General features: G+C 46.5%; 20 protein-coding genes. 17 read left to right on the top strand and 3 right to left on the bottom strand.

Going from position 1 to position 24,019, the window contains the following annotated elements; genetic code table 11:
* The first annotated feature begins 130 nt into the window (after positions 1 to 130).
* The 5 genes from J2Z28_RS02880 to J2Z28_RS02860 all read left to right on the top strand — a co-directional run bounded on the left by J2Z28_RS02880 (position 131) and on the right by J2Z28_RS02860 (position 8,500).
* Positions 131 to 1,138 carry a globin-coupled sensor protein gene (locus J2Z28_RS02880; RefSeq protein WP_211081116.1) on the top strand — a complete coding sequence of 336 codons (1,008 nt, stop codon included), beginning with the start codon at positions 131 to 133 and terminating at the stop codon, positions 1,136 to 1,138.
* A 129-nt stretch (positions 1,139 to 1,267) separates the two neighbouring features.
* A complete protein-coding gene (locus J2Z28_RS02875) occupies positions 1,268 to 2,272 on the top strand; it encodes a LacI family DNA-binding transcriptional regulator (RefSeq protein WP_017689571.1) in 1,005 nt (334 codons plus the stop codon).
* 276 nt (positions 2,273 to 2,548) lie between these two features.
* Entirely contained in the window at positions 2,549 to 5,371 is a 2,823-nt protein-coding gene (locus J2Z28_RS02870) for an endo-1,4-beta-xylanase (protein WP_211081115.1), read from the top strand.
* Between the two features lie 265 nt (positions 5,372 to 5,636).
* On the top strand, positions 5,637 to 8,120 hold the full coding sequence (locus J2Z28_RS02865) for an EAL domain-containing protein (protein WP_211081114.1): 2,484 nt from the start codon (positions 5,637 to 5,639) through the stop codon (positions 8,118 to 8,120).
* A gap of 161 nt (positions 8,121 to 8,281) precedes the next feature.
* Positions 8,282 to 8,500, top strand: coding sequence for a hypothetical protein (locus J2Z28_RS02860; protein ID WP_076209151.1), 219 nt, complete (start codon positions 8,282 to 8,284; stop codon positions 8,498 to 8,500).
* 184 nt (positions 8,501 to 8,684) lie between these two features.
* Here J2Z28_RS02860 and J2Z28_RS02855 read toward each other — a convergent pair whose 3' ends face one another.
* Complete coding sequence (locus J2Z28_RS02855) at positions 8,685 to 10,121, bottom strand: SpoVR family protein (protein WP_211081113.1); 1,437 nt, start codon at positions 10,119 to 10,121, stop codon at positions 8,685 to 8,687.
* Positions 10,118 to 11,287 (bottom strand): sporulation protein YhbH, encoded by a 1,170-nt coding sequence (gene yhbH, locus J2Z28_RS02850; protein WP_211081112.1) that lies wholly within the window; start codon positions 11,285 to 11,287, stop codon positions 10,118 to 10,120. The genes J2Z28_RS02855 and yhbH overlap by 4 nt, the downstream gene beginning before the upstream one ends.
* A 253-nt stretch (positions 11,288 to 11,540) precedes the next feature.
* On the opposite strand from yhbH, the gene J2Z28_RS02845 reads away from it, so the two are divergent.
* The 10 genes from J2Z28_RS02845 (at position 11,541) to J2Z28_RS02800 (ending at position 21,759) form a co-directional block, all read left to right on the top strand.
* On the top strand, positions 11,541 to 12,875 hold the full coding sequence (locus tag J2Z28_RS02845; protein ID WP_211081111.1) for an MFS transporter: 1,335 nt from the start codon (positions 11,541 to 11,543) through the stop codon (positions 12,873 to 12,875).
* Positions 12,876 to 13,298: 423 nt separating this feature from the next.
* Positions 13,299 to 14,567, top strand: coding sequence for a sulfotransferase family protein (locus J2Z28_RS02840; protein ID WP_211081110.1), 1,269 nt, complete (start codon positions 13,299 to 13,301; stop codon positions 14,565 to 14,567).
* The gene (locus J2Z28_RS02835; protein WP_211081109.1) at positions 14,564 to 16,495 is read left to right on the top strand and encodes an asparagine synthase-related protein; all 1,932 of its coding nucleotides are present in this window, start codon (positions 14,564 to 14,566) and stop codon (positions 16,493 to 16,495) included. Before J2Z28_RS02840 ends, J2Z28_RS02835 begins: the two co-directional genes overlap by 4 nt.
* A gap of 65 nt (positions 16,496 to 16,560) precedes the next feature.
* Complete coding sequence (locus J2Z28_RS02830; protein ID WP_244988072.1) at positions 16,561 to 16,695, top strand: paeninodin family lasso peptide; 135 nt, start codon at positions 16,561 to 16,563, stop codon at positions 16,693 to 16,695.
* 53 nt (positions 16,696 to 16,748) lie between these two features.
* Positions 16,749 to 16,886, top strand: a complete 138-nt coding sequence (locus J2Z28_RS02825; protein ID WP_017689562.1) for a paeninodin family lasso peptide — start codon at positions 16,749 to 16,751, stop codon at positions 16,884 to 16,886.
* 139 nt (positions 16,887 to 17,025) lie between these two features.
* On the top strand, positions 17,026 to 17,973 hold the full coding sequence (locus tag J2Z28_RS02820) for a phosphoenolpyruvate carboxykinase (ATP) (protein WP_211081108.1): 948 nt from the start codon (positions 17,026 to 17,028) through the stop codon (positions 17,971 to 17,973).
* Entirely contained in the window at positions 17,970 to 18,269 is a 300-nt protein-coding gene (locus tag J2Z28_RS02815) for a lasso peptide biosynthesis PqqD family chaperone (RefSeq protein WP_017689560.1), read from the top strand. The genes J2Z28_RS02820 and J2Z28_RS02815 overlap by 4 nt, the downstream gene beginning before the upstream one ends.
* Before the next feature lie 4 nt (positions 18,270 to 18,273).
* Positions 18,274 to 18,756 (top strand): lasso peptide biosynthesis B2 protein, encoded by a 483-nt coding sequence (locus tag J2Z28_RS02810; protein ID WP_017689559.1) that lies wholly within the window; start codon positions 18,274 to 18,276, stop codon positions 18,754 to 18,756.
* Positions 18,757 to 18,808: 52 nt separating this feature from the next.
* Positions 18,809 to 19,942 (top strand): nucleotidyltransferase domain-containing protein, encoded by a 1,134-nt coding sequence (locus J2Z28_RS02805; protein WP_244988096.1) that lies wholly within the window; start codon positions 18,809 to 18,811, stop codon positions 19,940 to 19,942.
* On the top strand, positions 19,942 to 21,759 hold the full coding sequence (locus tag J2Z28_RS02800) for an ABC transporter ATP-binding protein (protein ID WP_211081347.1): 1,818 nt from the start codon (positions 19,942 to 19,944) through the stop codon (positions 21,757 to 21,759). The genes J2Z28_RS02805 and J2Z28_RS02800 overlap by 1 nt, the downstream gene beginning before the upstream one ends.
* A gap of 79 nt (positions 21,760 to 21,838) precedes the next feature.
* On the opposite strand, the gene cysC is transcribed toward J2Z28_RS02800, so the two are convergent.
* A complete protein-coding gene (cysC, locus tag J2Z28_RS02795; protein WP_076318331.1) occupies positions 21,839 to 22,477 on the bottom strand; it encodes an adenylyl-sulfate kinase in 639 nt (212 codons plus the stop codon).
* 206 nt (positions 22,478 to 22,683) lie between these two features.
* On the opposite strand from cysC, the gene J2Z28_RS02790 reads away from it, so the two are divergent.
* Together J2Z28_RS02790 and pdaA are read left to right on the top strand one after the other, a co-directional pair.
* Positions 22,684 to 23,103: a hypothetical protein gene (locus J2Z28_RS02790; protein WP_211081106.1), complete on the top strand. Its 420-nt coding sequence runs from the start codon at positions 22,684 to 22,686 to the stop codon at positions 23,101 to 23,103.
* Between the two features lie 97 nt (positions 23,104 to 23,200).
* A complete protein-coding gene (pdaA, locus tag J2Z28_RS02785; RefSeq protein WP_017689554.1) occupies positions 23,201 to 23,980 on the top strand; it encodes a delta-lactam-biosynthetic de-N-acetylase in 780 nt (259 codons plus the stop codon).
* Positions 23,981 to 24,019 lie beyond the last annotated feature (39 nt).

Below are 24,019 nucleotides of genomic sequence, written 5' to 3'. Positions count from 1 at the left end.
AATAAGGTTAATTTTAAAGAGAATTAGTTCTAATGGTATATGTATATTTAGGTATTTTAGTCTATAATCAATACATATATTTACAATTTAAAGTAATTTAGTGTTTATTAAGGAGCTGACTGAACCAGATATGAGCAGTATTTCCGCAACAAGACAGAAGCAACTTGATTACATGGGATTAACCGCAGGGGATCTAAAACTGCTTGCCGATCATCGGCCTGTTTTTAAAAAAGTCGTTAATGAAGTGGTAGATCATTTCTACAATCATGTGGGAAATTATCCTGAATTGGTAGATCTGATCGCCCGATTCTCTACGATTGATCGTCTAAAAGAAACACAGAAGATGTACTGGTTATCGATGACGGACGGGGTCGTTGACGACGCATATATTGAGCAACGGATTGCGATTGGGTTTGTACATTCACGGATTGGTCTATCTGAAGATTATTATCTGGGTACCTATATGGTCTACCTGGATATTGCAACGAGCATATTCCAACAGGTTATCCCTGATTCCTGGCATCTTGTCATTCAAGCGCTCAGCAAAATGTTTAATCTGGATTCACAGCTTGTCCTTGAAGCCTATGAGAAGAAAGAAAAAGAAAAGTTACATCAGCTTGCCGATGACCAACAACATACATTACAGGCAATTACGCAGATTACCCAAGAGCTTACAGGCATGATTAGTGAATTAAATGAAAGTGCAATGGCTATATCGAGTGTTGCCAAAGAAACAGCGGCTTCTCAGGATCAGGCTCAGGTTATGCTTACCGAATTAACAGGAGAGATCCAGCAGATCGGAAAAATGGGTGAACTCATTCGCGAGATATCGGATCAGAGTCATCTTGTCGGCCTGAATGCAGCGATTGAAGCTGCTCATGCAGGAGAGTTCGGACGTGGCTTCGAAGTAGTTGCCAGTGAGGTGCGCAAGCTTGCAGCCAGTTCCCGGGATGCACAGGGTAAGATTCAGTCTAATCTGGAGCAGATCATGAAGAAACTGAGCAGTGTGCAGCAGGAGTCGGATCATACATCTCGCGGAGCACGTAGCCAAGCTTCACGCTCGGCTGAACTCGCCGTATTTGCAACAACAATGGAGAAACTGTCTCTGGATTTGAAGAATCTGGAACAGCAGGAATAGAGCTTAAAAGCATTAGGAACCTTCCATACCGTTTCAGGCTGTTTTAAGCTATAATGGGTAGACAAACCTGCCGATGTTATAGAAAATGCAGCCGGAGACAGGGGATTCGAAAGAGGTTGAGGTGATCAGATGGCTTCTATCCATGATGTAGCCAAGGAAGCGGGAGTATCTGTTGCAACCGTTTCCAAAGTGATAAACGATTATCCTGATGTAAGTGAAAAAACACGCAAAAAAGTCAATATAGCCATCGAATTATTGAAATATCAACCCAATGTGGTCGCACGTGGACTTGTCAAACGCCGTTCATGGACGGTGGGAGTACTGTTAACGGTTCCGTTTACGAACCCTTTTGTGTCGGAGTTGCTGGAAGGGATCAAGACAGCGCTGGAGAACAGTGGATATGACCTGGTCCGGTTGTCTACTCGATTCGATGATCCGGCGTACTCGTTCATCAAACATTGCCGCAGTCGTAATGTGGATGGCGTTGTGGTATTCGGGGAAGGCAGAGAAAATGCGAGTATTCAGGAACTGGTGGATGCAGAGATTCCAACGATGTTTGTTGATACGGACATGTTGGGCAAACGTGCCGGTTACATTACTACGGATAACGCGAACGGAATCTCGATGGGTGTCAAACATCTGCATGAGCTTGGGCACCGCAAAATTGCCTATATCTCAGGGACACTTGGACCTGCCGTAGCCAATCTGCGATTGGAAGGATATCGGGAAGGGCTGCGAGAATGCGGCATCCCCTATTCTACGGTATATCTGGAGATCTGCGATTATTCCTTCGACGGGGGAAGCAAGGCTGCCCGACGATTGCTGGCACTTCAGGATCAACCAACGGGAATTGTCTGTGCATCAGACATGTCTGCCTTTGGTGCGATTCATGAAATTGAAAAGCATGGACTGAGTGTACCAGAAGATATCTCGGTTGTCGGGTTCGATAACACGTATTATGCTGAGGTATTCAAACCGGGATTGACCACGGTGAATCAGAATATCTATTCCATTGGCATTAAGTCCATCGAATATCTGATTGCCATGATCGAGAATCCATCTTATTCTCCTCCTGTGGTGACGGAACCTTCCAATCTGGTCATCCGTCAGACGACAGCACCTTTAAAAGCTTAAAAACGTAAATAGTAAAGATGTTTACACGAAGCACAGCTAATAAGCTGTGCTTTTTGTCGTTATACATCTCATTTGGAAACATATGGTTTATGGAGTGGTGCAAGTCCTATAGTTTAACGGGTAAACAAAGTTTACTGGCAATCGTATAATGAAAGTGCTTACAATTTTCTGTCCATTTGCATCTATCCATCCTGTATAACGATCTTGTAAAGGGCTGGCACATGGCAGAGCAAAGGTTATTCTTCACAAACAACAACGAACCAAGGAGGAGATCGGATGCATTTGAGAAAATGGTGGAGCTTGTGCTTGTCGGCTGTATTGATCTTCAGTTTGTTCCCAAGTGTGGGAACAGGAGGGACACGTGCTTCGGCAGCGGACGTTAAGACTGGCGATGATGAAGTACTGTTCAAGGCTGATTTTGAAGATGGTGTGTTGGGACAATGGCGTCCACGTGCGAGTGAAAAGCTTGATATCGTAACGCAAGTAGGTCACGACAGTACACGCAGCCTGAGAACCTCTTCACGTACCGAAACGTTCCATGGACCCTTAGTTGAAGTGCTGGATCATGTACAGAAGGGTAGCACAGTTCATATTTCATTTTGGGCCATGTACGATGAAGGACCGGACAGTCAGGTCATTAACGGTTCACTCGAGAAAGAATACAATAAGGACGCTTCGAGTCTTGAATATGCTACCTTTGCCTCCGCTACTTTGAACAAAGGACAGTGGAAAAAAGTCGAGGCCGATGTGGTGATTCCCGAAGAAAATAGTGGCATCACCGGATTCCGCATGTATGTGGAGACACCATGGAAGACGTCAGCGGAAGTGACGCCGGCAGATACGATTTCATTTTACGTGGATGATGTTCTGATTACGGCTGCTCAGAAAATTGAAATTGAGAAGGATATTCCGAATCTGGTCGATATCGTGGGACAAAATTACGCAATGGGAGCTGCCATCAACCAGTCTGCACTAGACGCGGAAAACCAGCATTCCCAGTTGTTGACGAAACACTTTAATAGTATTACAGCGGACAATTTTATGAAAATGGATGCGATGCAGCCCAAGGAAGGAGAGTTTGTCTGGTCAGAGACAGATCGCCTGGTGAAGTTTGCCGAAGCAAATGACATGGAAATCAGAGGCCATACGCTGTTATGGCATAGTCAGGTGCCGAATTGGTTCTTTACAGATCCAAATGATGCATCGAAACCTGCCACGCGGGAACAGTTGCTTGCACGGATGAAAACCCATATTCAAACCATCGTGACCCGGTACAAAGGAAAGGTTCATACATGGGATGTCGTCAATGAAGTCATCTCAGACGGAGGCGGCTTGCGGAATGAGGCCAGTAATTCCAAGTGGAGAGATATTATTGGGGATGTAGATGGCGACGGAGATGACAGTGATTACATTGAGCTGGCTTTCCGATATGCACGTGAGGCTGACCCCGATGCTGTACTGGTGATTAATGACTATGGAATGGAGGGCAATGGAAACAAGCTGAATGATATGGTGAAGCTTGTGGAGAAGCTGCTGGCGAAAGGAACACCGATTGATGCGGTTGGATTCCAGATGCATGTGTCGATGTACGGACCGGATGTAAAGCTCATTCGTGAGGCTTTTGAGAAAGTGATCGCTCTTGGTGTAAATGTACAGGTTACAGAGCTTGACGTTTCGATCTATTCGAGTAATTCTGAACTGGAGATGCCTGTCACAGATGAATTAATGCTGCAACAAGCTTACCGTTATCGTGAACTGTTCGACCTGTTCGACGAGCTGGGAAAACGCGGCGTAATGGACAGTGTTACAGTATGGGGACTTGCGGATGATGGTACATGGCTTGATAATCATCCGGTCAAAGGACGCAAAGATGCACCATTGTTATTTGATCGTAAATTAAAAGCAAAACCGGCATTTTGGGCACTGGTGGACCCTACCACCCTTCCGATCTATCGTAATGAATGGACAGCATTGAAGGCCAGCCCTTCTTTCCCGAACCACAAAGGACAGGAAGATATTCTTTGGGGTGCTGTGAAAGGACTCGAAATTAATCATCTGGCAGATGGTACATCTGCGGTTACGGGTGAGGCTCGTATGATGTGGGATGCCAAAAAGGTGAATTTAAGAGTGGAAGTGAAGGATACCACACGTCGCAAAGGGGATCAGGTGCAGGTTTTCCTCGCGGAAGAAGTCAAGGGGACAGGCGCTGCAACTTCTGAAGCTGATCTGTCTGCCAAGAAGAAAAATCCGCCGTCTGCAAATGGTCAATATACATTTAAACGGGATGGCGGTAAAGGCAAAGATAAAAATACTTACAACGTACAGGAGACAAAAACCGGGTATGTTGTATACGCATCACTGCCTATGTCGGCTGCTTTACTTACTGAAGGCCAGGTCTTGTCTCTGGATTTTCGGATTACGGATGAACATGCGGCTGGAAAGACAGCGACCATTGTTTGGAATGATATTTCCAATCAACAGCCCGACAAACCAGCCAACCGGGGCAAACTGAAGCTCGGTTCTGTTTTGAAACAAACCAAGGTCACTTATGGCAAACCTGTCATTGATGCAAAAAAGGATAACGTCTGGAAAAAAGCTGCATCTGTTAAAACGGATGTCTGGGTGGTCGGAAAATCCGGTGCAACGGCGACTGCACAGCTGTTATGGGATGAGAAATACCTGTACGTATTGGCAGATGTGAAAGATCCTTTGCGAAGCAAATTAAGTTCTAATGCACATGAGCAGGATTCAATTGAAATTTTTATCGACCCGAGCAAAGATCAGACAACATTCTATCAGGAGGATGACGCCCAGTACCGGGTCAATTTTGATAATGAGGCTTCTTTTGGAGGAAATGCACGGAAAGAAAGTTTCAAATCAGCTACCCGATTAACAAGCGGAGGGTATACAGTTGAAGTGGCAATCCCACTAGACAGCGTTCGTGCTGAAGGGCAAAGATGGATTGGGTTTGATCTTCAAGTTAATGATGATGGCGCGGGAGATGGCAAGCGAAGCAGTGTGTCCATCTGGAGTGATTCATCAGGTAATTCTTATCAAGATACTTCCGGCTTTGGCAGTCTGTTACTGACTCGTAAATAGAATATTTAGTTGTGAATTAGAATATAAGAATGTTAGCTATTCAACGTTGTATATCTGGAAATAAGTGTTGATTTTAAAGGCTGGGACGTTTAGACTATATACATTCATATAAACGGGTTCCAATGTATGACAACGGCTTCAACTAAGTCTGTTGTCACGAGTCAAATGATGCGGAGGGAGTGCCTGTCATACAGACAGCGCACTCGCTTCTTTTTTACATTTTTGCATACATACAAGGCATTTCCCGGTTGAAAGGACAGAGTGAGTGGAGCACCTACATGGCACGTACAACTTAGAACTTGTTATTTTATCCTATATTATTGCATCGTTAGCTTCATACGCTGCCCTTGACCTTGCAGGCCGTGTAAGTCAGGCTAGCGGGATGGCGCGGAATGTATGGCTTACCTGCGGTGCAGTATCGATGGGGCTGGGAATCTGGTCCATGCATTTCGTAGGTATGCTTGCTTTTGTTCTGCCTACGCAAGTCTCCTATTCCACCGGTAAGGTTGTTTTATCTGTTCTACTTGCTATTGTCGCATCGGGGGTGGCCTTGAACATTGCGGGGAGACAATCGGGCAGGATAAGCAAGCTCATGATTGCTGGAGTACTGATGACAGCAGGGATCAGCTCGATGCATTATGTGGGAATGGCAGCGATGTCAATTCCGGTTACGTATGAACCAGGCAGAGTGGTGTTATCCATTCTGATTGCAGCGCTTGCTTCATTTGCGGCATTGTGGCTCATGTTTTTCTTCCGTTATCATCAATCAAGACATACCTGGGTTTACAAGATGGGCAGCGGTCTCATTATGGGTATTGGAATTTCTGGCATGCATTATACCGGGATGTCAGCCGCACATTTCCATCATTCACATGGCTCGATGGTAAGTTCAGGTATGCAGATTGAGCCAGGTATTCTCGCCTACTTGATCGCATCGGGCACATTTATTGCTTTGGGTTTGACGTTGTTTGGCATATTTATCAATCAGCGAATGTCACAGAAAGATCAACGGATTCATGAGAATGAGCAATGGTATCAGGCCCTGTATCATAACCATTCGGATGCTATTATTTCAGTGAACAAGGAAGGTATTGTTAAAGGGATTAATGCTGCTGTAACAACAATCACTGGATATCCTGAAAAAGAGGTCATGGATCGTTCCATTGATGAGATCGCTCAGCAAATCGATATAGAGTGGATAAGTGAATTTGATTCCATCGATTGGGATGATCATGGGCTGGAGCAGGCGCACTACATGGCCAAAATGAGAGACGTGCAGGGTGAACTTCTGGACCTTAGTATTGTTGTAGTTCCTGTTGTCATTGATGGCAGACATGTGGGAAGTCACATTTTGATCAAAGACGTAACGGAGGAGAAACAGGCTCAGGAGAAGATTCGTCACCAAGCTTTACATGATCCGTTGACGGGGTTGCCCAATCGGCGCAAGTTGGATGATGTGCTGGCTTGTACGATTAACGATTCAGCACAAAAAGGGAACTCTTTTGCCGTTATGGTGATGGATATAGATCGTTTCAAGATGATTAATGACTCGTTGGGACATTCCATTGGAGATGTTTTTTTAAGAGAAGTGAGCAACCGGATCATGAAAGCCATAGAAGCTTCTGATCCCTTGGCTATGGAGAATGTCATGCTGGCCCGGATGGGCGGTGACGAGTTCACACTCGTTGTGACCCAGGATCAAGCGACAGAAGTACGAGTGGCAGAACTTGCAAAACAGATTGTTGAAGCCATTCAGTTACCTTATCGACTGAAGGAGAATGACTTTTACGTAACCGCCAGCATTGGAATTGCGATGTATCCGGATCATGGAGTGGGCGTGGATGCTTTGTTGAAACATGCGGACTCCGCCATGTATGAAGTGAAGAAAAACGGCAAAAATGGTTTCCAATTCTACACGGCCCAACTGGATTCGGAACTATATGAACGCATTGAGCTGGAGGGTTATCTTCGTAAAGCTTTGGAACGCGATGAGATGGTCCTGTACTATCAACCACAGATTCGTACCGAGGATAGCCGCATGATTGGTGTGGAGGCTCTTATACGTTGGAACCATCCACTCAAAGGTTTGCTCGCACCCAATGTGTTTATCCCGCTTGCAGAAGAGACAGGCATGATCTATGAGATTGGCAATTGGACGCTGCGGGAAGCATGCAGGCAGATGAAACTCTGGCATGCCAGTGGCGGGCCACTCATTCCGGTATCGGTTAACTTGTCCAGCCAGCAGTTCCACCAATCCAACTTGGTAGAACAGGTCAAGAATGCACTCTTGGAAACAGGGCTGGATGCTCGATATCTGGAGTTGGAAATAACAGAGAGCATGATGATGGATGCAGCCGTATCCACGGCGATTCTTAATGAACTGACAGCACTGGGTGTCAAGATCAGCCTGGATGATTTCGGTACGGGATACAGCTCACTCAGTTATCTGAAGCATTTCCCGATTCACAAGCTTAAGATTGATCGTTCGTTTGTGACGGACATTACAGAGAGTCACAGCGATCAAGCCATTGTGGCGACCATTATATCGATGGCACAGAATCTCAAGATGGAAGTCATTGCGGAAGGCATTGAGACGAAAGGCCAACTGGATATTCTGATGCAGAATGACTGCCGCGAGATTCAGGGATATTATTTCAGTCGCCCACTGCCGGCAAGTGAAGTGGAGCATGATTTTTTTGTGCCGCTGAGATTGCAGGGTAATGGTACACCACCAGTATCATCAGAGTGAACATTTCAATTATCGTGTGTAGGGAACCTGCTGCTTTTAGTTTTTAAGGCAGTTGGTATTCCTAAGATTCATGGCTGAGATGCAACATGGTTGTATGCTATAATTCAGGTGAAAGTAGGATTCACCAAATTTAGCGATATCATCAAAGGAGGTTGCTAAGGATGAACTTTAGTCTTAAGGCTCCTGATGGCACTGTCATTGAATCCTATGAGAAGGATCATAAGGAATTCATTCGTATTGCCGGTCTGGAATATGAAGTCTATAACCCGGTGGATGAGCTAGACTCCGATCCGGAGATACGGCAAATGATTGAAGCTTCCGAGAAAGACATTAAACAAGGCAAGCTGTATTCAACAGATGACTTGATTGAACTGGTGTAATCACTTCATTTAAGCATGGTGCAATGAAAAGAAATTTAAAATATTAATTATGAAATGCCAAGCGGCAAGTTCCCGTGTATGTCGGGAACTTGCCGCTTTTTATCTCTTATCTTTTATTAATCATTAATCTCACCCATGATAAGAGCATTTATATTTTCGTTTCCAATAATGATAATCCAAAACCTTACATAAACTTGCGGTGGTGTTTCTTGCCATCATACGTAAACCAGATCGGTTTATCCTCGACACGTGTCTCCACATGTACGGTACGTCCCCAGAGGCGATACAGATAGGGAAGGGTGCGTTCCATATATTTCAGATCCAGCTCGATGCCTTCATATTGATGTTTCAGCACGAGTTCCCCTGTCCGCAGATAATCAGCATCTTGCACGACCAAGTAAGGGGAGCCCCCGTTGACACGTGAAAATACGAGCTGATCCCGTATGTTCTGCCAGGACTTGTCGGTGATTTTCCAGTCCGGGCCTTTTTTCTCGAATACGTAGAGGTCCAGATCCTCGGTTAATTGTTTGGTCATGTAATTGCGGATAAAGGAGGTATCGGAATCGAATTCACGCACCTCGAACATTTTGGCACGACCTTGGCCTGGTTTGCGGCCCCAACGTTCCTGTTCTTCACGGGTTGGATTATCCCAGCGCCGTTCAATATCCTCGAAAATCTTCAGTCCCAAATAATACGGATTCAGACTTTGTTTGGATGGCTGCACCACGGAGGAGTTGAGTTTGGCAAATTCGATCGTATCCTCACTGTTCAGATCGAGCTCACGGATAATGCGTTGATGCCAGTAGGATGCCCAGCCTTCGTTCATGATTTTGGTTTCCATCTGTGGCCAGAAATATAACATCTCTTCACGCATCATACTCATGATATCCCGCTGCCAGTCGGTCAACACTTCGGAGAATTCCTGAATAAACCACATGACATCCTTCTCCGGTTCAGGTGGAAAATGATGGACCTGAATACCTTCAGCGGGTGTTTCTTCCGTCTGCACGTCATCAAGCGACCATAGATCATCATAGCGGCCTTCCGGCCGTGGTTTTTTCTCACCGCGCTGCTCCCGCATTTTCATCTCCATGTAACGTTGTTTGTCCAAATGGCGGGGTTTAATCAGCTGTGGGTCCACATGTTCCTGAATTGCGATCACGGCATCGATAAATGCTTCGACGGCTTCCGTTCCGTACTCCATCTCATAATTGCTGATCCGATCCGCCGTAGCAGCCATGCTTTCGACCATATTACGGTTGGATTTGGAGAAGCGGGCATTGTTTTTGAAAAAATCGCAGTGGGCCAATACGTGGGCTACGATCAATTTGTTCTGAATCAGGGAATTGCCATCCAGCAAGAAGGCATAACAAGGGTTGGAGTTGATGACAAGCTCATAAATTTTGCTGAGTCCAAAATCGTATTGCATTTTCATCTTATGAAATGTTTTGCCAAAGCTCCAGTGGCTGAATCTGGTCGGCATGCCGTAGGCTCCAAATGTATAAATAATATCCGATGGGCAGATTTCGTACCGCATGGGGTAATAATCCAGGCCAAAACTATTGGCAATCTCCATAATCTCGGCAATTGCGTATTCAAGGTCGCGGATCTCATCTGTCATCTAACGCTGCCTCCTTCCCTTTTCTGGAAAAAGCTGCGCAAAGCTTTGTACACTTCGCCTTTTTCTTTGATCACATAATACATGAACTGATCCATCTTGATATGACGATAAGCCGACATCAGTGTGCTGCTGCGGTTGTACTGATTTACTTCGCCGTATCCAAACATGTTGCTACGCTTCATTAACTCACCGATCAGCTTCACACACCGTTCGTTATCCGAGGTCAGATTATCCCCGTCAGAGAAGTGGAAAGGGTAGATGTTGTAGCTTGAAGGAGGATAACGACTGTCAATAATATCCAGTGCCTTCATATATACAGAGGAGCAGATGGTGCCTCCGCTCTCGCCACGGGTAAAGAACTCTTCTTCGGTAACTTCCTTGGCTTCTGTATGATGGGCGAGGAAAACAATCTCAACTTTCTCATACTGACGGCGTAGAAAACGGGTCATCCAGAAGAAAAAGCTGCGCGCGCAGTATTTCTCAAACGAACCCATGGACCCGGATGTATCCATCATGGCAATAATAACGGCATTGGATTGTGGAATGATTTTGTCTTCCCATGTCTTGTAGCGCAGGTCATCCGGACTGATGTGATGGATGCCTGGCGTACCGGTCGTTGCATTGCGACGCAAATTCTCCAGAATGGTACGTTTCTTGTCAATATTGGACTGCATACCTTTTTTGCGAATATCGTTGAAAACTACCGTATGTGTCTCAATCAGGTCTTTGTCTTTCTGCTTCAGATCGGGTAATTCCAGCTCAGCGAAGAGCATATCTTCCAATTCCTCAATACTAACTTCGGCTTCCACAATATCATGACCAGGCTGATCGCCAGCTTTTTCACCTTTGCCGGGTTTCTGCGAAGCAGAGGGATCACGACCGATGACGTCTCCGACCTGACTGTCACCATCTCCTTGACCGACATGTTTTTGCTTCTGGTAGTTATACACAAAACGGTACTCATCCAGACTGCGGATTGGTACCTTGATGATTTGTTTTCCATCAGACATGATGATGTTTTCTTCCGTAATCAGATCAGGCAGATTCTGCTTGATGACATCTTTCACCTTTTGCTGATGGCGCTGTTGGTCCTGGTACCCTTTGCGGTGAAGCGACCAATCTTCCTTCGACACGACGAACGAGTAAGGCTGGTGTGGATTTGACATGTAGGCACCCCCATTGATTACGCGGCACAGTTTGGCCTGTCGGTAATTAAGTATATTCACGGGCGAGGACGATATGTGATGAGAGTGGATATAAAATGATACAATTACGCAAGTTCACCTCGGAGGTAAGGTGAGTCGTAAGAACAGAACTGCACTGTTTTTTACAGAAATAGTGAACAAGTGTGATATCCTTCCTATACAATAGGAGAAAGACATCAATCATTTAATAGATGCATGAAAAGGAAGGATTTATGTGAATCAAAAGGCGATCAAGGCTTGGATTATGTATGATTGGGCCAACTCGGCTTACGCAACAACAGTACTGGCCGCAGTATTGCCCGTATTCTATGCTTCGGTGGCTGCAGCAACACTGGATACGGATACCGCCGCCTCCTACCTGGCCTATACACACTCCATTGGTATGTTGTGCGTAGCTCTGCTAACACCGTTGCTAGGCACGCTGGCTGATTTGTCAGGACGGAAAGGCGACTTCCTTCGTGTATTTGCAATTATAGGCGTGCTTGCTACATTGGGATTCAGCGCAATCGGTGAAGGGGACTGGTTCCTTGCTTCCGCTTTGCTGGTCATATCTACGATCGGTTTTGCAGGTGGTAACACCTTTTACGATGCAATGCTGCCGGATCTGGTACCCATGGAACGAAGAGACATGATATCCTCCAAAGGATATGCCTATGGTTATATTGGAGGAGGTTTGCTGCTTGCAGTGAACCTGCTGATGATTCAGCAACCGGGCTGGTTCGGGATGAGCAGTACACTGGCAGGCACAAGACTTGCGTTTATCTCCGTCTCGTTGTGGTGGTTGCTGTTCTCGATACCGATCTTTCGCCATGCTCCGAGACGGCCTGCATCACCGGATCTGCCCGGAACGTGGAAAGGATATGCTGCGGTGGGTGTGCGCAGACTGCGCCAAACCTTCCGTCAGATGCGGCGTTTTCCCCAGTTAATCCGCATGTTGGTGGCTTTCTGGTTTTTTAATGACGGTATTAATACCATCATTCTGATGGCTACGATCTATGGGACAAGTATAGGCATAGGCACAGCCGACCTGATGCTCGCGCTACTGTTAACCCAGTTCATCGGGTTCCCGTGTACATTGTTACTGGGAGCATGGGCACAGCGTTGGGGAGCAAAACAGGTATTAATCGTTAGCTTATCGGTCTACATATGTATTGTGATTCTCGGTTATTTCATGACACAAGCGATTCACTTCTATGTGCTCGCTGGGGTGGTTGGTGTCGTGCAGGGTGTGAGTCAATCCACAGCGCGTTCCTTGTTTAGCAATCTGATGCCGGCAGGCAGAACAGGAGAGTATTTTGGTTTTGTGAATATTACAGGCAAATTCTCTTCGATCTTTGGTCCATTTGTGTTTGGTTATGTTGGGCAGATCACGGGTTCCACGCGTTGGGGCATTCTGTCGCTGATCTTCTTTTTCATCGCGGGCATTGCTGTATTGTTAACCGTGAAGGTACAGAAGGGGATGCAGGATGCTACACGGGCAGATCAGGAAGAAGAGCGAAATAGGAGCGTCGGAGCTCCTGGGAAAAGTTCGAATGTAAGGTTTACCTGATGGTTGTTCACCCGTTTTCATATTAAGTTTCTCAACAGATTACGTATGGCTTCAGGCATTGTTCCTCACAGAACATGTCTGGAGCTTATTCGCGTTTGTGCAATCAGAACATAATTGATCATGAATAAGTGCTTAAATGACAGACAGCAGAATACAGTGAAAGAGTATGAATTTATGAAAAGGTGAAAATAAAAGATTGACATGATACATTTTGTATCATAGAGTAAAACTATAAATACATATTGTATCAGAGAGTTGTCGAATGTAACCATGTGTTTTGCTTCATTCCCGGGTGAACTTTCGACGGAATATTGCAAAATGCTGACCTATAGCGTGCATATTACTCGTTTTGCCAAACACAAAGGTAGAGTCTGGTCTATCCCAGCTACATATTTATACTAATGAACAGAGGAGAGGCTGCCATTGATCGATGCTCAAGGTAACGGACTTGTTTTCTTACTATGTGTTCCCCGCAGTGGTAGTTCCTTATCCACCGTAATGCTGCAAAATCATAGTCGTATATTTGCCACCCAGGAAATGTGGTTTCTAATGAATCTTGTCGATTTGCCCAAGGCTGATTCACGCGCTTATGGTGGCAGCTCCATCATTCGTCAGTTCTACAATGCCATGGTATCCGAGGATGTCTTCGAAAAGGCGTGCAGAAGTTTTGCTCTTGAGATCTACAATGGATTCCTGGAAGGCAGTGGAGCAGACTTCATCGTTGATAAATCTCCACGGTACTATTACATGCTGGAATGGCTGGATCGTCTGTTCCCTCAGTCCAAGCGTATTCATCTCCAGCGTAATCCTCTGGCCGTAGCTGCATCATTCAAAAAGGTAAATCGCCACACAGGAGAAGAATTCGACCTGATTCATAGTCTGCAGAGCCCTAAATTAAATATGAAATCCGTTGACCTCACACTTGGGATGCTCCGCTTGAATGATTATTTTGCCAAACCTCACTCCAATGCATATGAATTGCAATATGAACGATTGGTTACCAATCCACAGGAAGAACTTGAGAAACTATGCGCGTTTCTGGGAATTCGATATGAACAGGGAATGGAGCAGTATGGACAGTTTCTGGACAGTGCCAAGTCTGGCATGTTCTACAGTATGGGCGTGGGTGATCCATTCCTCTCTTCGCATCAAGAGGCACATCAGGGTTCTGTTAACAACTGGAAAAACATATTAGAACCCCATGAAGTTGAACTCTATTGCCGTGTGATGGGGGCAGATCTGTTCCACCGGATGGGATACAGTGAACAGCTCGCAGAAGCCGAACAATGGACGGGTGTACATTATGATGCAAATCCCGATCAAGAGGTCATCGATCGAATTACGCATCAGTTGACAGCAGCGACCGGTTGCCAGTGGCAACCGCAATACCAAATGCAGCCGGCAGATTCTGCCGTTCATGATCCGCTTGGGAATCTTAATGACCAAGTTGTCGAAGAACCGGAAAAGACAGACCCGACGCTAGCTGCACTGGTAACGATTAGACAGCTGCAAGCCGCATTACGGGCAGCAGATCATCGTCTGGAACGGGGTTACAGTGAGCGAGAGCGCTTGAAAGTCCAGCTGGCTTCTGCTCAAAGCAAAATACAGCGTATCAAATCATGGGTACCATTTGGTCATCAGATCAGCGCCTGGGCTTCACAGCGCAAGATTCTACGGGGAGGCAAGTCATGAGCGCCATAGCAGGAATTGTTCACAATGATGGTCAGCAGGCGCTATGGGAAGACAGCTGGCGCTTGTATGCAAGCCTGGGGCATGTCCCTGCGGATACAACAGGGGTGTGGAAAGGCAACGAGGCGTTCCTCAGCTGTCACGCCCAATGGATTACACCAGAATCGGTTAGCGAGAAATTACCTTTATATGATGAGGAAAGTGGTCTGACCATCACGGCAGATGCGATTCTGGATAATCGGGAACAACTGGCTGATCAATTACAGATATCCAGAGCTGAACTGGCTATGTTGGCGGATAGTGAATTGATCCTGCGTGCCTATCAGCGCTGGGGAGACGATGTGGCCGTCCGATTGCTGGGGGATTTTGTATTCGCGATATGGGATGAGCGGAATCGAAAACTGTATGCAGCAAGAGATATTACAGGCATGAGAGCTTTTTATTACCGACATGATGGTTCACGTTTTGCTTTCTGCACACTCATGAATCCGTTGCTCGGGCTTGAAGGGGTACATAAAGAACTTGATGAGACCTGGTTGTCCGAGTTCCTTGCCATTCCCGACATGCATGATTCAGCAGATATCAATTCAACTGTATATCGGGGAATAAGCCAGCTACCGTCTGCACATACACTTGTCTTCCGGGATGGGAGACTGGAGCTGAAGCAATATCATCGCTGGAATGAAGTCGAACCCCTAAGGCTTAAATCCGATGGCGAGTATGTAGAAGCGTTTCGAGAGGTCTTTGGGCAGGCGGTTGGATCGCGCTTGCGAACGCACAGACAGGTGGCTGCTGCATTAAGTGGCGGACTGGACTCGGGAGCCGTGGTTGGTTTTGCTTCCGGAACACTGAGAAGTCAGGGTAAACGGCTGCAGGCCTATAGTTATGTTCCCGTACCGGATTTCACAGATTATACGTCGAAAACGTTGCTTGCAGACGAACGGCCCTTCATACGTTCAACCATTAATCATGTCGGCAATATCACAGAGAACTACCTTGATTTTGAAGGCAGAAGTCCACTCAGTGAAGTAGATACCTGGCTCGACATTATGGAAATGCCTTATAAATACTTTGAAAATTCATTCTGGATTCGCGGATTCTATGAAAAAGCGAGCCAGCAAGATGCAGGCATCCTGCTCACAGGCGCACGTGGTAATTTCACCATCTCCTGGGGCCCGGCTCTGGATTATTACGCCAGTCTACTGAAAAGTGGCCACTGGTACCGCTGGTTCCGTGAGATTCAGCAGTATAGTGAACGAACGGGCATGCCTTTCTCCCGTATAGCCAAGATCACCGGGAAAAAGGCATATCCGGATTGGTTCAAGGCTCAGTCCAAAGGAGCCAGCCAGGCCGCATCCGTACAGTTGATTCATCCTGACTTTGCGCAGAGAACAGGTGTACTGGAACGACTCAAATCCATTATCGTTCTGCAGGGCGGTGCCCAGGCCGATGCACTCAAAGTGCGTGCCGAGAAATTCAATAATCTGGCCATTGCGAACAAAAACGGTGCTGTCGCCACAAAATGTTCTCTCCGTTATCGGGCTTGGGAACGTGACCCGACCAGTGACGTCAGAGTCATTCGATTCTGCCTGTCTGTACCGATTGAACAATATGTGAAACACGGGACGGATCGTTCATTAATTCGCCGGGCTACTTCACCGGAGTTGCCTGACAAGGTCAGACTGAATCAGCGGGTACGGGGTGTGCAGCCGGCAGATTGGTTACATCGCATCATTCCGAATTGGGATGCCTTTACCGCTGAGTTACGTACTTTGTGTTCTGACAGCAAGGTCGCTGGCATATTAAACACGGAGCGTATCAAATCAGCCTTGGCCAACTTTCCGAGTCCGAGACCAGAGCTTGCTTCACATCCAGATCTGCGATTGATGATGCATAGTCTGATTGTCTATCGGTTCATTCGGAAATTCTGATATAGCCCGGTGAACTGTGGGCCCGGATTTTTCTTACATTTGACTCATGATAGGAGGTGAATACGATGCAAATGGAAAAAAAGGAATGGCAAGAACCAGTACTGGAAATATTGGAAGTCAACCAAACAATGGCGGGCACAGGTTACAAACATATCGACTGGGTTACGGTTCACGATGCGGATCTCTACGGAACTAGTTAGAAAGCTTTACCATATGCCATCATACTTAGAAGTGCGAAAAGGAGGTGAATACGATGCAAATGGAAAAAAAGGAATGGCAAGCACCAGCTCTTGAAGTGTTGGAAGTCAATCAAACGATGGCCGGTACTGGCTACAGACAAATTGACTGGGTAACGGTTCACGATGCGGATCTGTACGATCCAACTTCCTAAGTTATTAAGTTTTATGAAGTGTCATCATACTTAAAGGGCGGAAATGCAACAAATCCAGCTTTTCGCCTCCGCCCTTATATTGAGCAACATGAATATAAGGGCTTTTTTTTACATTTTATTACGAAGGAGGCGTCGTTCATTGTTGCCTGTGCATTATGTGGCGTATGGTCTGCGCTGGTCGAGCCAAATTCGAATGCCTGAACTACAGATCGCACCCAAGGATGCGGGGACTGATTTTGATGTCGTGGAAGTGCACATCGAGTCTTCAGATCTGACCCCATTGTGGGAGGATTGGGATGTAGGCAACGACAACTTTGTGGCACGAGAGGGCAGTCTTTTTTTCAAAATCGAAGATACAGGTCTGTTTCTAATGGAACAAGGAAAGCGCATTGTTGTATCCCCCATACCGGGTGCAGATGAGAAAAAGGTCAGATTATTCATCCTGGGCACCTGTATGGCGGTCATTATGATGCAGCGTGGCATCCTTCCATTGCATGGTAGTGCAGTGGTTATTGATGGCTGGGCTTACGCATTTGTCGGACATTCGGGGGCAGGTAAATCGACGTTGTCGGCTGCACTGGCATCACGCGGATATCCGCTTCTCACCGATGATGTTGTCGCACTGACCTGGGATGCTGGGGGAAGAGCCATCGTATCACCTGGTTATCCGCAACAGAAGTTATGGCAGCCCAGTCTGGATGGCTTCGGCATGAAGGAACAGGATTATGCAACGGTTCACGCAGAGATTACGAAGTATGCGATACCTGTTCAGCACTATTTTCATGAGATGGCCGTACCACTAGGTGGAATATTTGAACTTGCTCCACAACCGGAGGAAAACCATACATCTGTTCAACTGGTTGAAGTGACGGGGCTAGAACGACTGCATCTGTTATGCTCGCACACGTTCCGTGGTGGACTCGTTGCAAGACAGGGGCTGGCACAGTGGCTGTTCGAGACGGCTTCAAGACTTTCGGCAAGTGTGGAGATTGGCAGATTGGTCAGAACGGGCGCTGAGTTTACAGCATTTGAGATGGTGGATCGGATCACAGATCATATACGCAAAGGAGTGCATACAGGACAATGACAGCGACTACGCCGATGAATGTGGAAGACCGGGTAACCCGGAAGGAAGGCAATCTGGTCAGTGATATGGGCAGTGAGAAAGTCATGATGAGCATTAGCTCTGGAAAATACTATAATCTCGGGAGTACCGGTGGACGAATCTGGGACCTGATCGCAGAAGAACGCACGCTGGGTGAAGTTGTGGAGGTACTTGCTGCGGAGTATGAGATTGAGCCAGATGTATGTCGTGAGCAGGTGGTGCAATTCCTGGAACATCTGTCCCGTGAAGGTTTAATCGACGTTACTCGTGGAGTGTAGAATGATGTTGCGAAAAATAAAGGCTTATCTCTCGCTCCCGCGGTCGATGCGTCGACTGGTATGGGAGGCCTATATCCTCCTTGGCTGGGCACGCATACAGAAGGCTATGCCATTTGCCAAAATCGCGCCAGGGCTGGGTACGCCTATGGTAGAAACACCGATGACAGGACTCGAACGCAGCGAGGTCATCACTATACGGAATATTTCCAAAGCGATTTCGCTCGCCAGTAAATATACGTTATGGGAAAGTCGCTGTCTTGTAATGGCGATTGCCGGGATGAAGATGCTTGAGCGACGCAAGATAGAGAGTACGTTATACATGGGGACTGCACGGAATAAGCAAGGACATATGATGGCTCATGCCTGGCTGCGAAGTGGTAAATTGATCGTGACCGGAGCTGATACTATGGACCAATATACGGTTGTCGGTGTGTTTGGCAAACGGTGTCCGGAGAAGGGATCTGGGGAGATTGTCTATGATACATGAAAGTGAACTCTATTCATCAGGGTTTCCGAAGGAGCTTAAGCTGATTTTGAGCATGATTAGAGGTGATCTGACGGCTCTATCCCCTGAAGAACTCAAGGCGGGTTTGCAAGGAACCGATTGGCAGCTCTTTCTGCGGCTTGTCTATCATCACCGCTTATACTCTGTCCTTTATTTGAAAATGAAAGAATTAAACTCTGCAATCATTCCTGCAGTTGTTATGGAGAGTCTGAGACAACAATATACGGTCAATACGTTCCGCATGTTACATCTGACAGCTGAAATGGAGCAGGTGTGTGGAGCTTTTCGTGAACGCGGCATCCGCAATATTACACTAAAGGGACCGGCGCTCGCACATGATCTCTATGGCGATGTATCGATGCGAACCTCCAAAGACCTGGATATCCTGATTCCGTTTGATGATGTGGAAGCGGCTGAAGGCATTCTGGCTACCCTCGGATATATATCCAAGGAAGGGGAGCGGGCACCTACGGTGCGCAGCTGGAAATGGCGGGAACATCATATCTGTTACACCCATCCGGTCAAAAGGACTCAAGTGGAGATCCATTGGCGCCTGAACCCGGATTCGGGCAAAGAAACCGATTTTGAATTGCTGTGGAAACGCAGCCGGTTCAGTTCATACACACAGACACCTGTCCGTATGCTCGAACAAGAAGACCTATGGGCTTATCTCGTAACCCATGGTGCACGACACGGCTGGTTCAGACTGCGCTGGTTACTGGATATCGACCAGATGATCCGCAGCATGCCACTCGATGTGAAGAAAGTAGAGAGACGTCTGAAAGCGGAGGGACGTTTATCGATCGGTTCGCAGGCTCTTCACTTAGCCTCAGATCTGTTAAATACGCCGCTGGATGTAGAGTACAGGTCCTTGATGTCCTTGAGTGACCGTACAGGCAAGCGATTAGCCAACGAAGGCGCAAAGTTCATGAACGAGATGCTGGAAAGCCCGGCTGATATGAAGTCTTATCAATCCTATTTGTTTAAACTTCGAAGTACAAAACAGAAATGGTTTTTCTTTATTGAACGTTTATATCCAAGTACATGGGATGTGGATCAATTGCCGCTTCCGCGTTCTTTGTTTTTTCTGTACTTTCCGTTACGTCCGTTTCTCTGGTTCTGGCGGCGAATTAAAAGGTATACGGTGACGGAAAGGGGTAAAGTATGATCTCGGAATTAAGGTATTTCATGCGAAAGTTGCATCATGTCACGGGGCCCATTTTATATTGGAATCTGCTAGGGATGATCTGTATCAGTCTCATGGAAGGAATCGGTATCTACATGCTTGTTCCGATGCTGAGTCTGATTGGCATATTTGAGATGGGCTCCACAGGCTTAAACATTCCCTGGCTTGGCGACGTGTTGAATCGTTTTTCTGAAAATAGCCAATTGTTACTCGTATTGTTCACCTTTGTGTTGATTGTCTCCGGACAGGCCTGGATGCAGCGTCTCCAGACGATCCGTAATACTCGAATCCAACAGCAATTTGTACGAACGCTGCGCATGGAAACCTATGGTGCTATTATTATGGCGCAATGGTCATTTTTTCTCCAAAAACGAAAATCCGATTTTAACCATATATTAACGACTGAACTTGCACGTGTGAGCCAGGGAACGAGCATTATGCTGCAAATGGCAGCCTCTCTGATCTTTACGGGCATTCAGATCGGTCTTGCTTTCTGGTTATCCGCCAAGCTGACGGCACTTGTGCTGGTCTGTGGATTGGTATTATTTATCGTCTTGAGAAAATTCGTCAAGCGCGCCAAGCAGATCGGAGACCAGACCTCTGAATTCTCGCAAAGTTATTATAACGGCATTACCGAGCATTTTAACGGCATTAAGGATATTAAGAGCAACATGCTTGAGCGCTCCCACATGAACTGGTTTGAGCGTATGTGCAGACAGATAGAACGCAATGTCATTCAGTTTAGCCAATTGAACAGTGGAACACAGCTGATACACCGGATGTCCGCGGCAATCATTATTGCGGCATTCATCTATCTTTCTCTCCGTGTAATGACGGTGCCTCCCGCAAGTCTGCTGCTCATCATCCTTATCTTTTCCCGGTTATGGCCAAGATTTACGGCGATTCAGTCCAATCTGGAGTACATCAGCTCCATGCTGCCTGCATTTCGGGTAGTTAGAGAACTGCAAGCGCAGACGGCGAAAAGTCGTGAGATTAGTGAAGAGATTGCTTCGGCAGGAGACGTTGGAACTGATGGGATTCAACCTATGGAACTGAAGGAATCTATCACGTGTGAGGATGTCTGCTATCGCTATGAGGGAAGTGATACGTACTCATTGCGAAATGTGCAAGCTTCGATTCCAGCAAGGGGTATGACCGCAATTGTAGGTAAATCCGGAGCAGGCAAGAGCACGTTGATAGATCTGATTATGGGCCTCGTAAGGCCTGAAACTGGTCGTATTTTGATTGACGGTGTGCCTCTGTCAGAAGAACGATTATTGAGCTGGCGAAGTTCCATCGGATATGTCTCCCAGGACCCATTCCTGTTTCATACGAGTATTCGTGAGAATCTGCGTCTGGTTGATCCAAATGCAAGTGAAGAACAGATGTGGCAGGCTTTGCAATTTTCCTCCTCTGCGGCATTTGTACGGAAGTTGCCTCAGGGTCTGGATACGATCATTGGTGATCGGGGTATTCGTCTGTCCGGGGGTGAACGTCAGCGATTGGTGCTTGCCCGGGCTATGCTGCGTAATCCTTCTGTATTGGTACTGGATGAAGCAACGAGTGCGCTGGACAGTGAGAATGAACAGTACATTCATGAGGCGCTGGAACGGTTAAAAGGACATGTGACCATTATCGTGATTGCACACCGATTGTCTACGATTCGGACGGCAGATCGTGTAATTGTGCTCGATGAAGGTCGGGTGATTCAAGAGGGCGGGTACCAGCAGTTATCTACTGATCCGGTAGGGACGTTCAGCAAACTTTTGAACATGCAAGCGGGTGTTGTGGGACAGTAGGTAGGTTATGACATAACGTAAAGAGGCGCGCCACGATTGGTGCGCCTTTCATGTAAGTAGTTCGTATAATGAGCAAGAATTAATGAACGAGCGCTGTTTTCGTAGGAAGCGGCAGTTGAAGAGCACCGATCTGCTCCAAATGCTGTACGATCTCTTGCACGGCTTCCTCAATGGACCATTGCTCTGTATCGATGATAAATGAAGGAGATTTGGGTACATCATAGGGGGCGGAAATGCCTGTGAAATGCGGGATGTCACCATTGCGTGCTTTTTTGTATAGACCCTTGGGATCACGACGCTCACATTCTTGAATTGAACAGCGCACATAGATTTCAATGAAATCATCTGGTTCAAATAACTGTCTAACCATCTCCCGATCCTGTTCATGAGGAGAGATAAAGGCCGAAAGCACAAACAACCCGGCATCTACCATTAACTTCGATACTTCACCAATTCGCCGCAGATTTTCTTGACGATCCCCTGCTGTAAAACCGAGATCACGGTTCAGTCCATGACGTACATTATCCCCGTCCAGAACATAACAGCGGACGCCTTGATCGTAGAGATACTGCTCCAGGGCAAATGCAAGGGATGACTTTCCTGCACCTGATAACCCGGTAAACCATATGGCACGACTACGGTGCCCATTATGCTTCTCCCGGTCTTGTCTGTTGATGCTGGATGATTGCCAGGTTATGTTGCGCTCTTCCTTCGACATGAGTATCCCGCCTTTTCCTACCATGATATGTATAATATTTTAACATATTTACAAGATTATAGCACCTTACAGATTTCTTCAAAATAAGCGTGAATCGACAAAATATCGGGTATAGATGTAGTACATACATAAGCATTATGCATATATCCAAGGAGCGTTTTGAATTAAATGATGCAAAATGCTCACATTGCAGGAGGAACAATGTCATGAGTGAAAACATACAAAACATACAAAACATACAAGTTGGGTTCAAATGCCCGGATTGCCAGCAAGATGTCCGAGCGGAATTTATAAATGAACAGATCAGCACGGTTCGTTGTAAAGGTTGTGACAGAGCGTATACACTTTTGAAGCCAACCATCGGTGATGAGATTCTGCTGGATTGGGAGCAGGAGGCTTTGTATCACAAGCTGAGGGCAGAGCGGTCTGAACTGGATAATCACAATATGTCGGCCTTGATTATCAAAGTTATCGAGTTGCTTACATGGCGTGATCGGGGAGATGGGCAGACCCGTGCCATTCAGACCGTGAGGGAATGGCTTGCTTCCAGTGGCAAACCTCAGACCTTACTTGAATTGTTCCATCAATCTCCGCCACAACCTGAAAATAAACGTTTCGATCGTTAATGATTTACATACATTAGCCGTTCCTGTGGCATATTACCTGAAGGTGTTCGTGTGTGCAAACGACTAACCGAATTTTTCAGGAACAGGAGCGGATAGAATGAAGCGAATGGTTCTATATATACTGTTGGGGCTGTTATCCATCAGTATGGTACCGGCACAGACTGAAGCATCACCGGTTACCGGAGCGTATCACTTTGGCTTCAAAAAAAGTCAAAACGGTCAACTGCCCTCCATTGATCAGGAAGGCTTTAAATCGATCTTACAACATAACGATGCCATTTTCCTGGGGGATACAAAGCAGAAGGAATTGTATCTCACGTTTGATAACGGGTATGAGAATGGATTCACACCTGCCATACTGGATGTTTTGCGTACCAAGAAGGTACCAGCGGCTTTCTTTGTGACAGGTCATTATCTGAAAGATCAGCCTGAGTTGGTCAAACGTATGGCGGCTGAAGGTCATATTGTCGGTAATCATTCATGGAGTCATCCGGATATGACCCGCATCTCCAATGAAAAGCTTAGAGAGGAACTTGAGAAGGTCAAGTCGGAGGTCAATCGGCTGACGGGTCAACAAGCGACCTTTTTACGGCCACCGCGTGGGATTTTTAACAATCGTACGCTCGCAGAGAGTCATGCCCAAGGGTATGTGAACGTGTTCTGGTCTGTTGCTTATAAAGATTGGGATACCAATGTGCAGCGTGGCACACAATATGCTCATCAACAGGTGTTGAAACAACTCCATCCGGGCGCTGTCATTTTGCTTCATTCGGTATCCAAAGATAACACGGAAGCTCTGGGTTCCATCATTGATGAGGCACGTAAACAAGGATATGCATTTAAAAGTCTGGATGATTTGCGGACCAAAAATTATTGATCCTGTATCATAATGAGCAATGGACCAAATGTAGATCAT

It is taken from the genome of Paenibacillus xylanexedens (genome assembly GCF_017874615.1).
Lineage (GTDB): Bacteria > Bacillota > Bacilli > Paenibacillales > Paenibacillaceae > Paenibacillus > Paenibacillus xylanexedens.
Note: the sequence above shows the minus strand (reverse complement) of the source record. Positions and strands in the feature narration are given on the sequence as shown.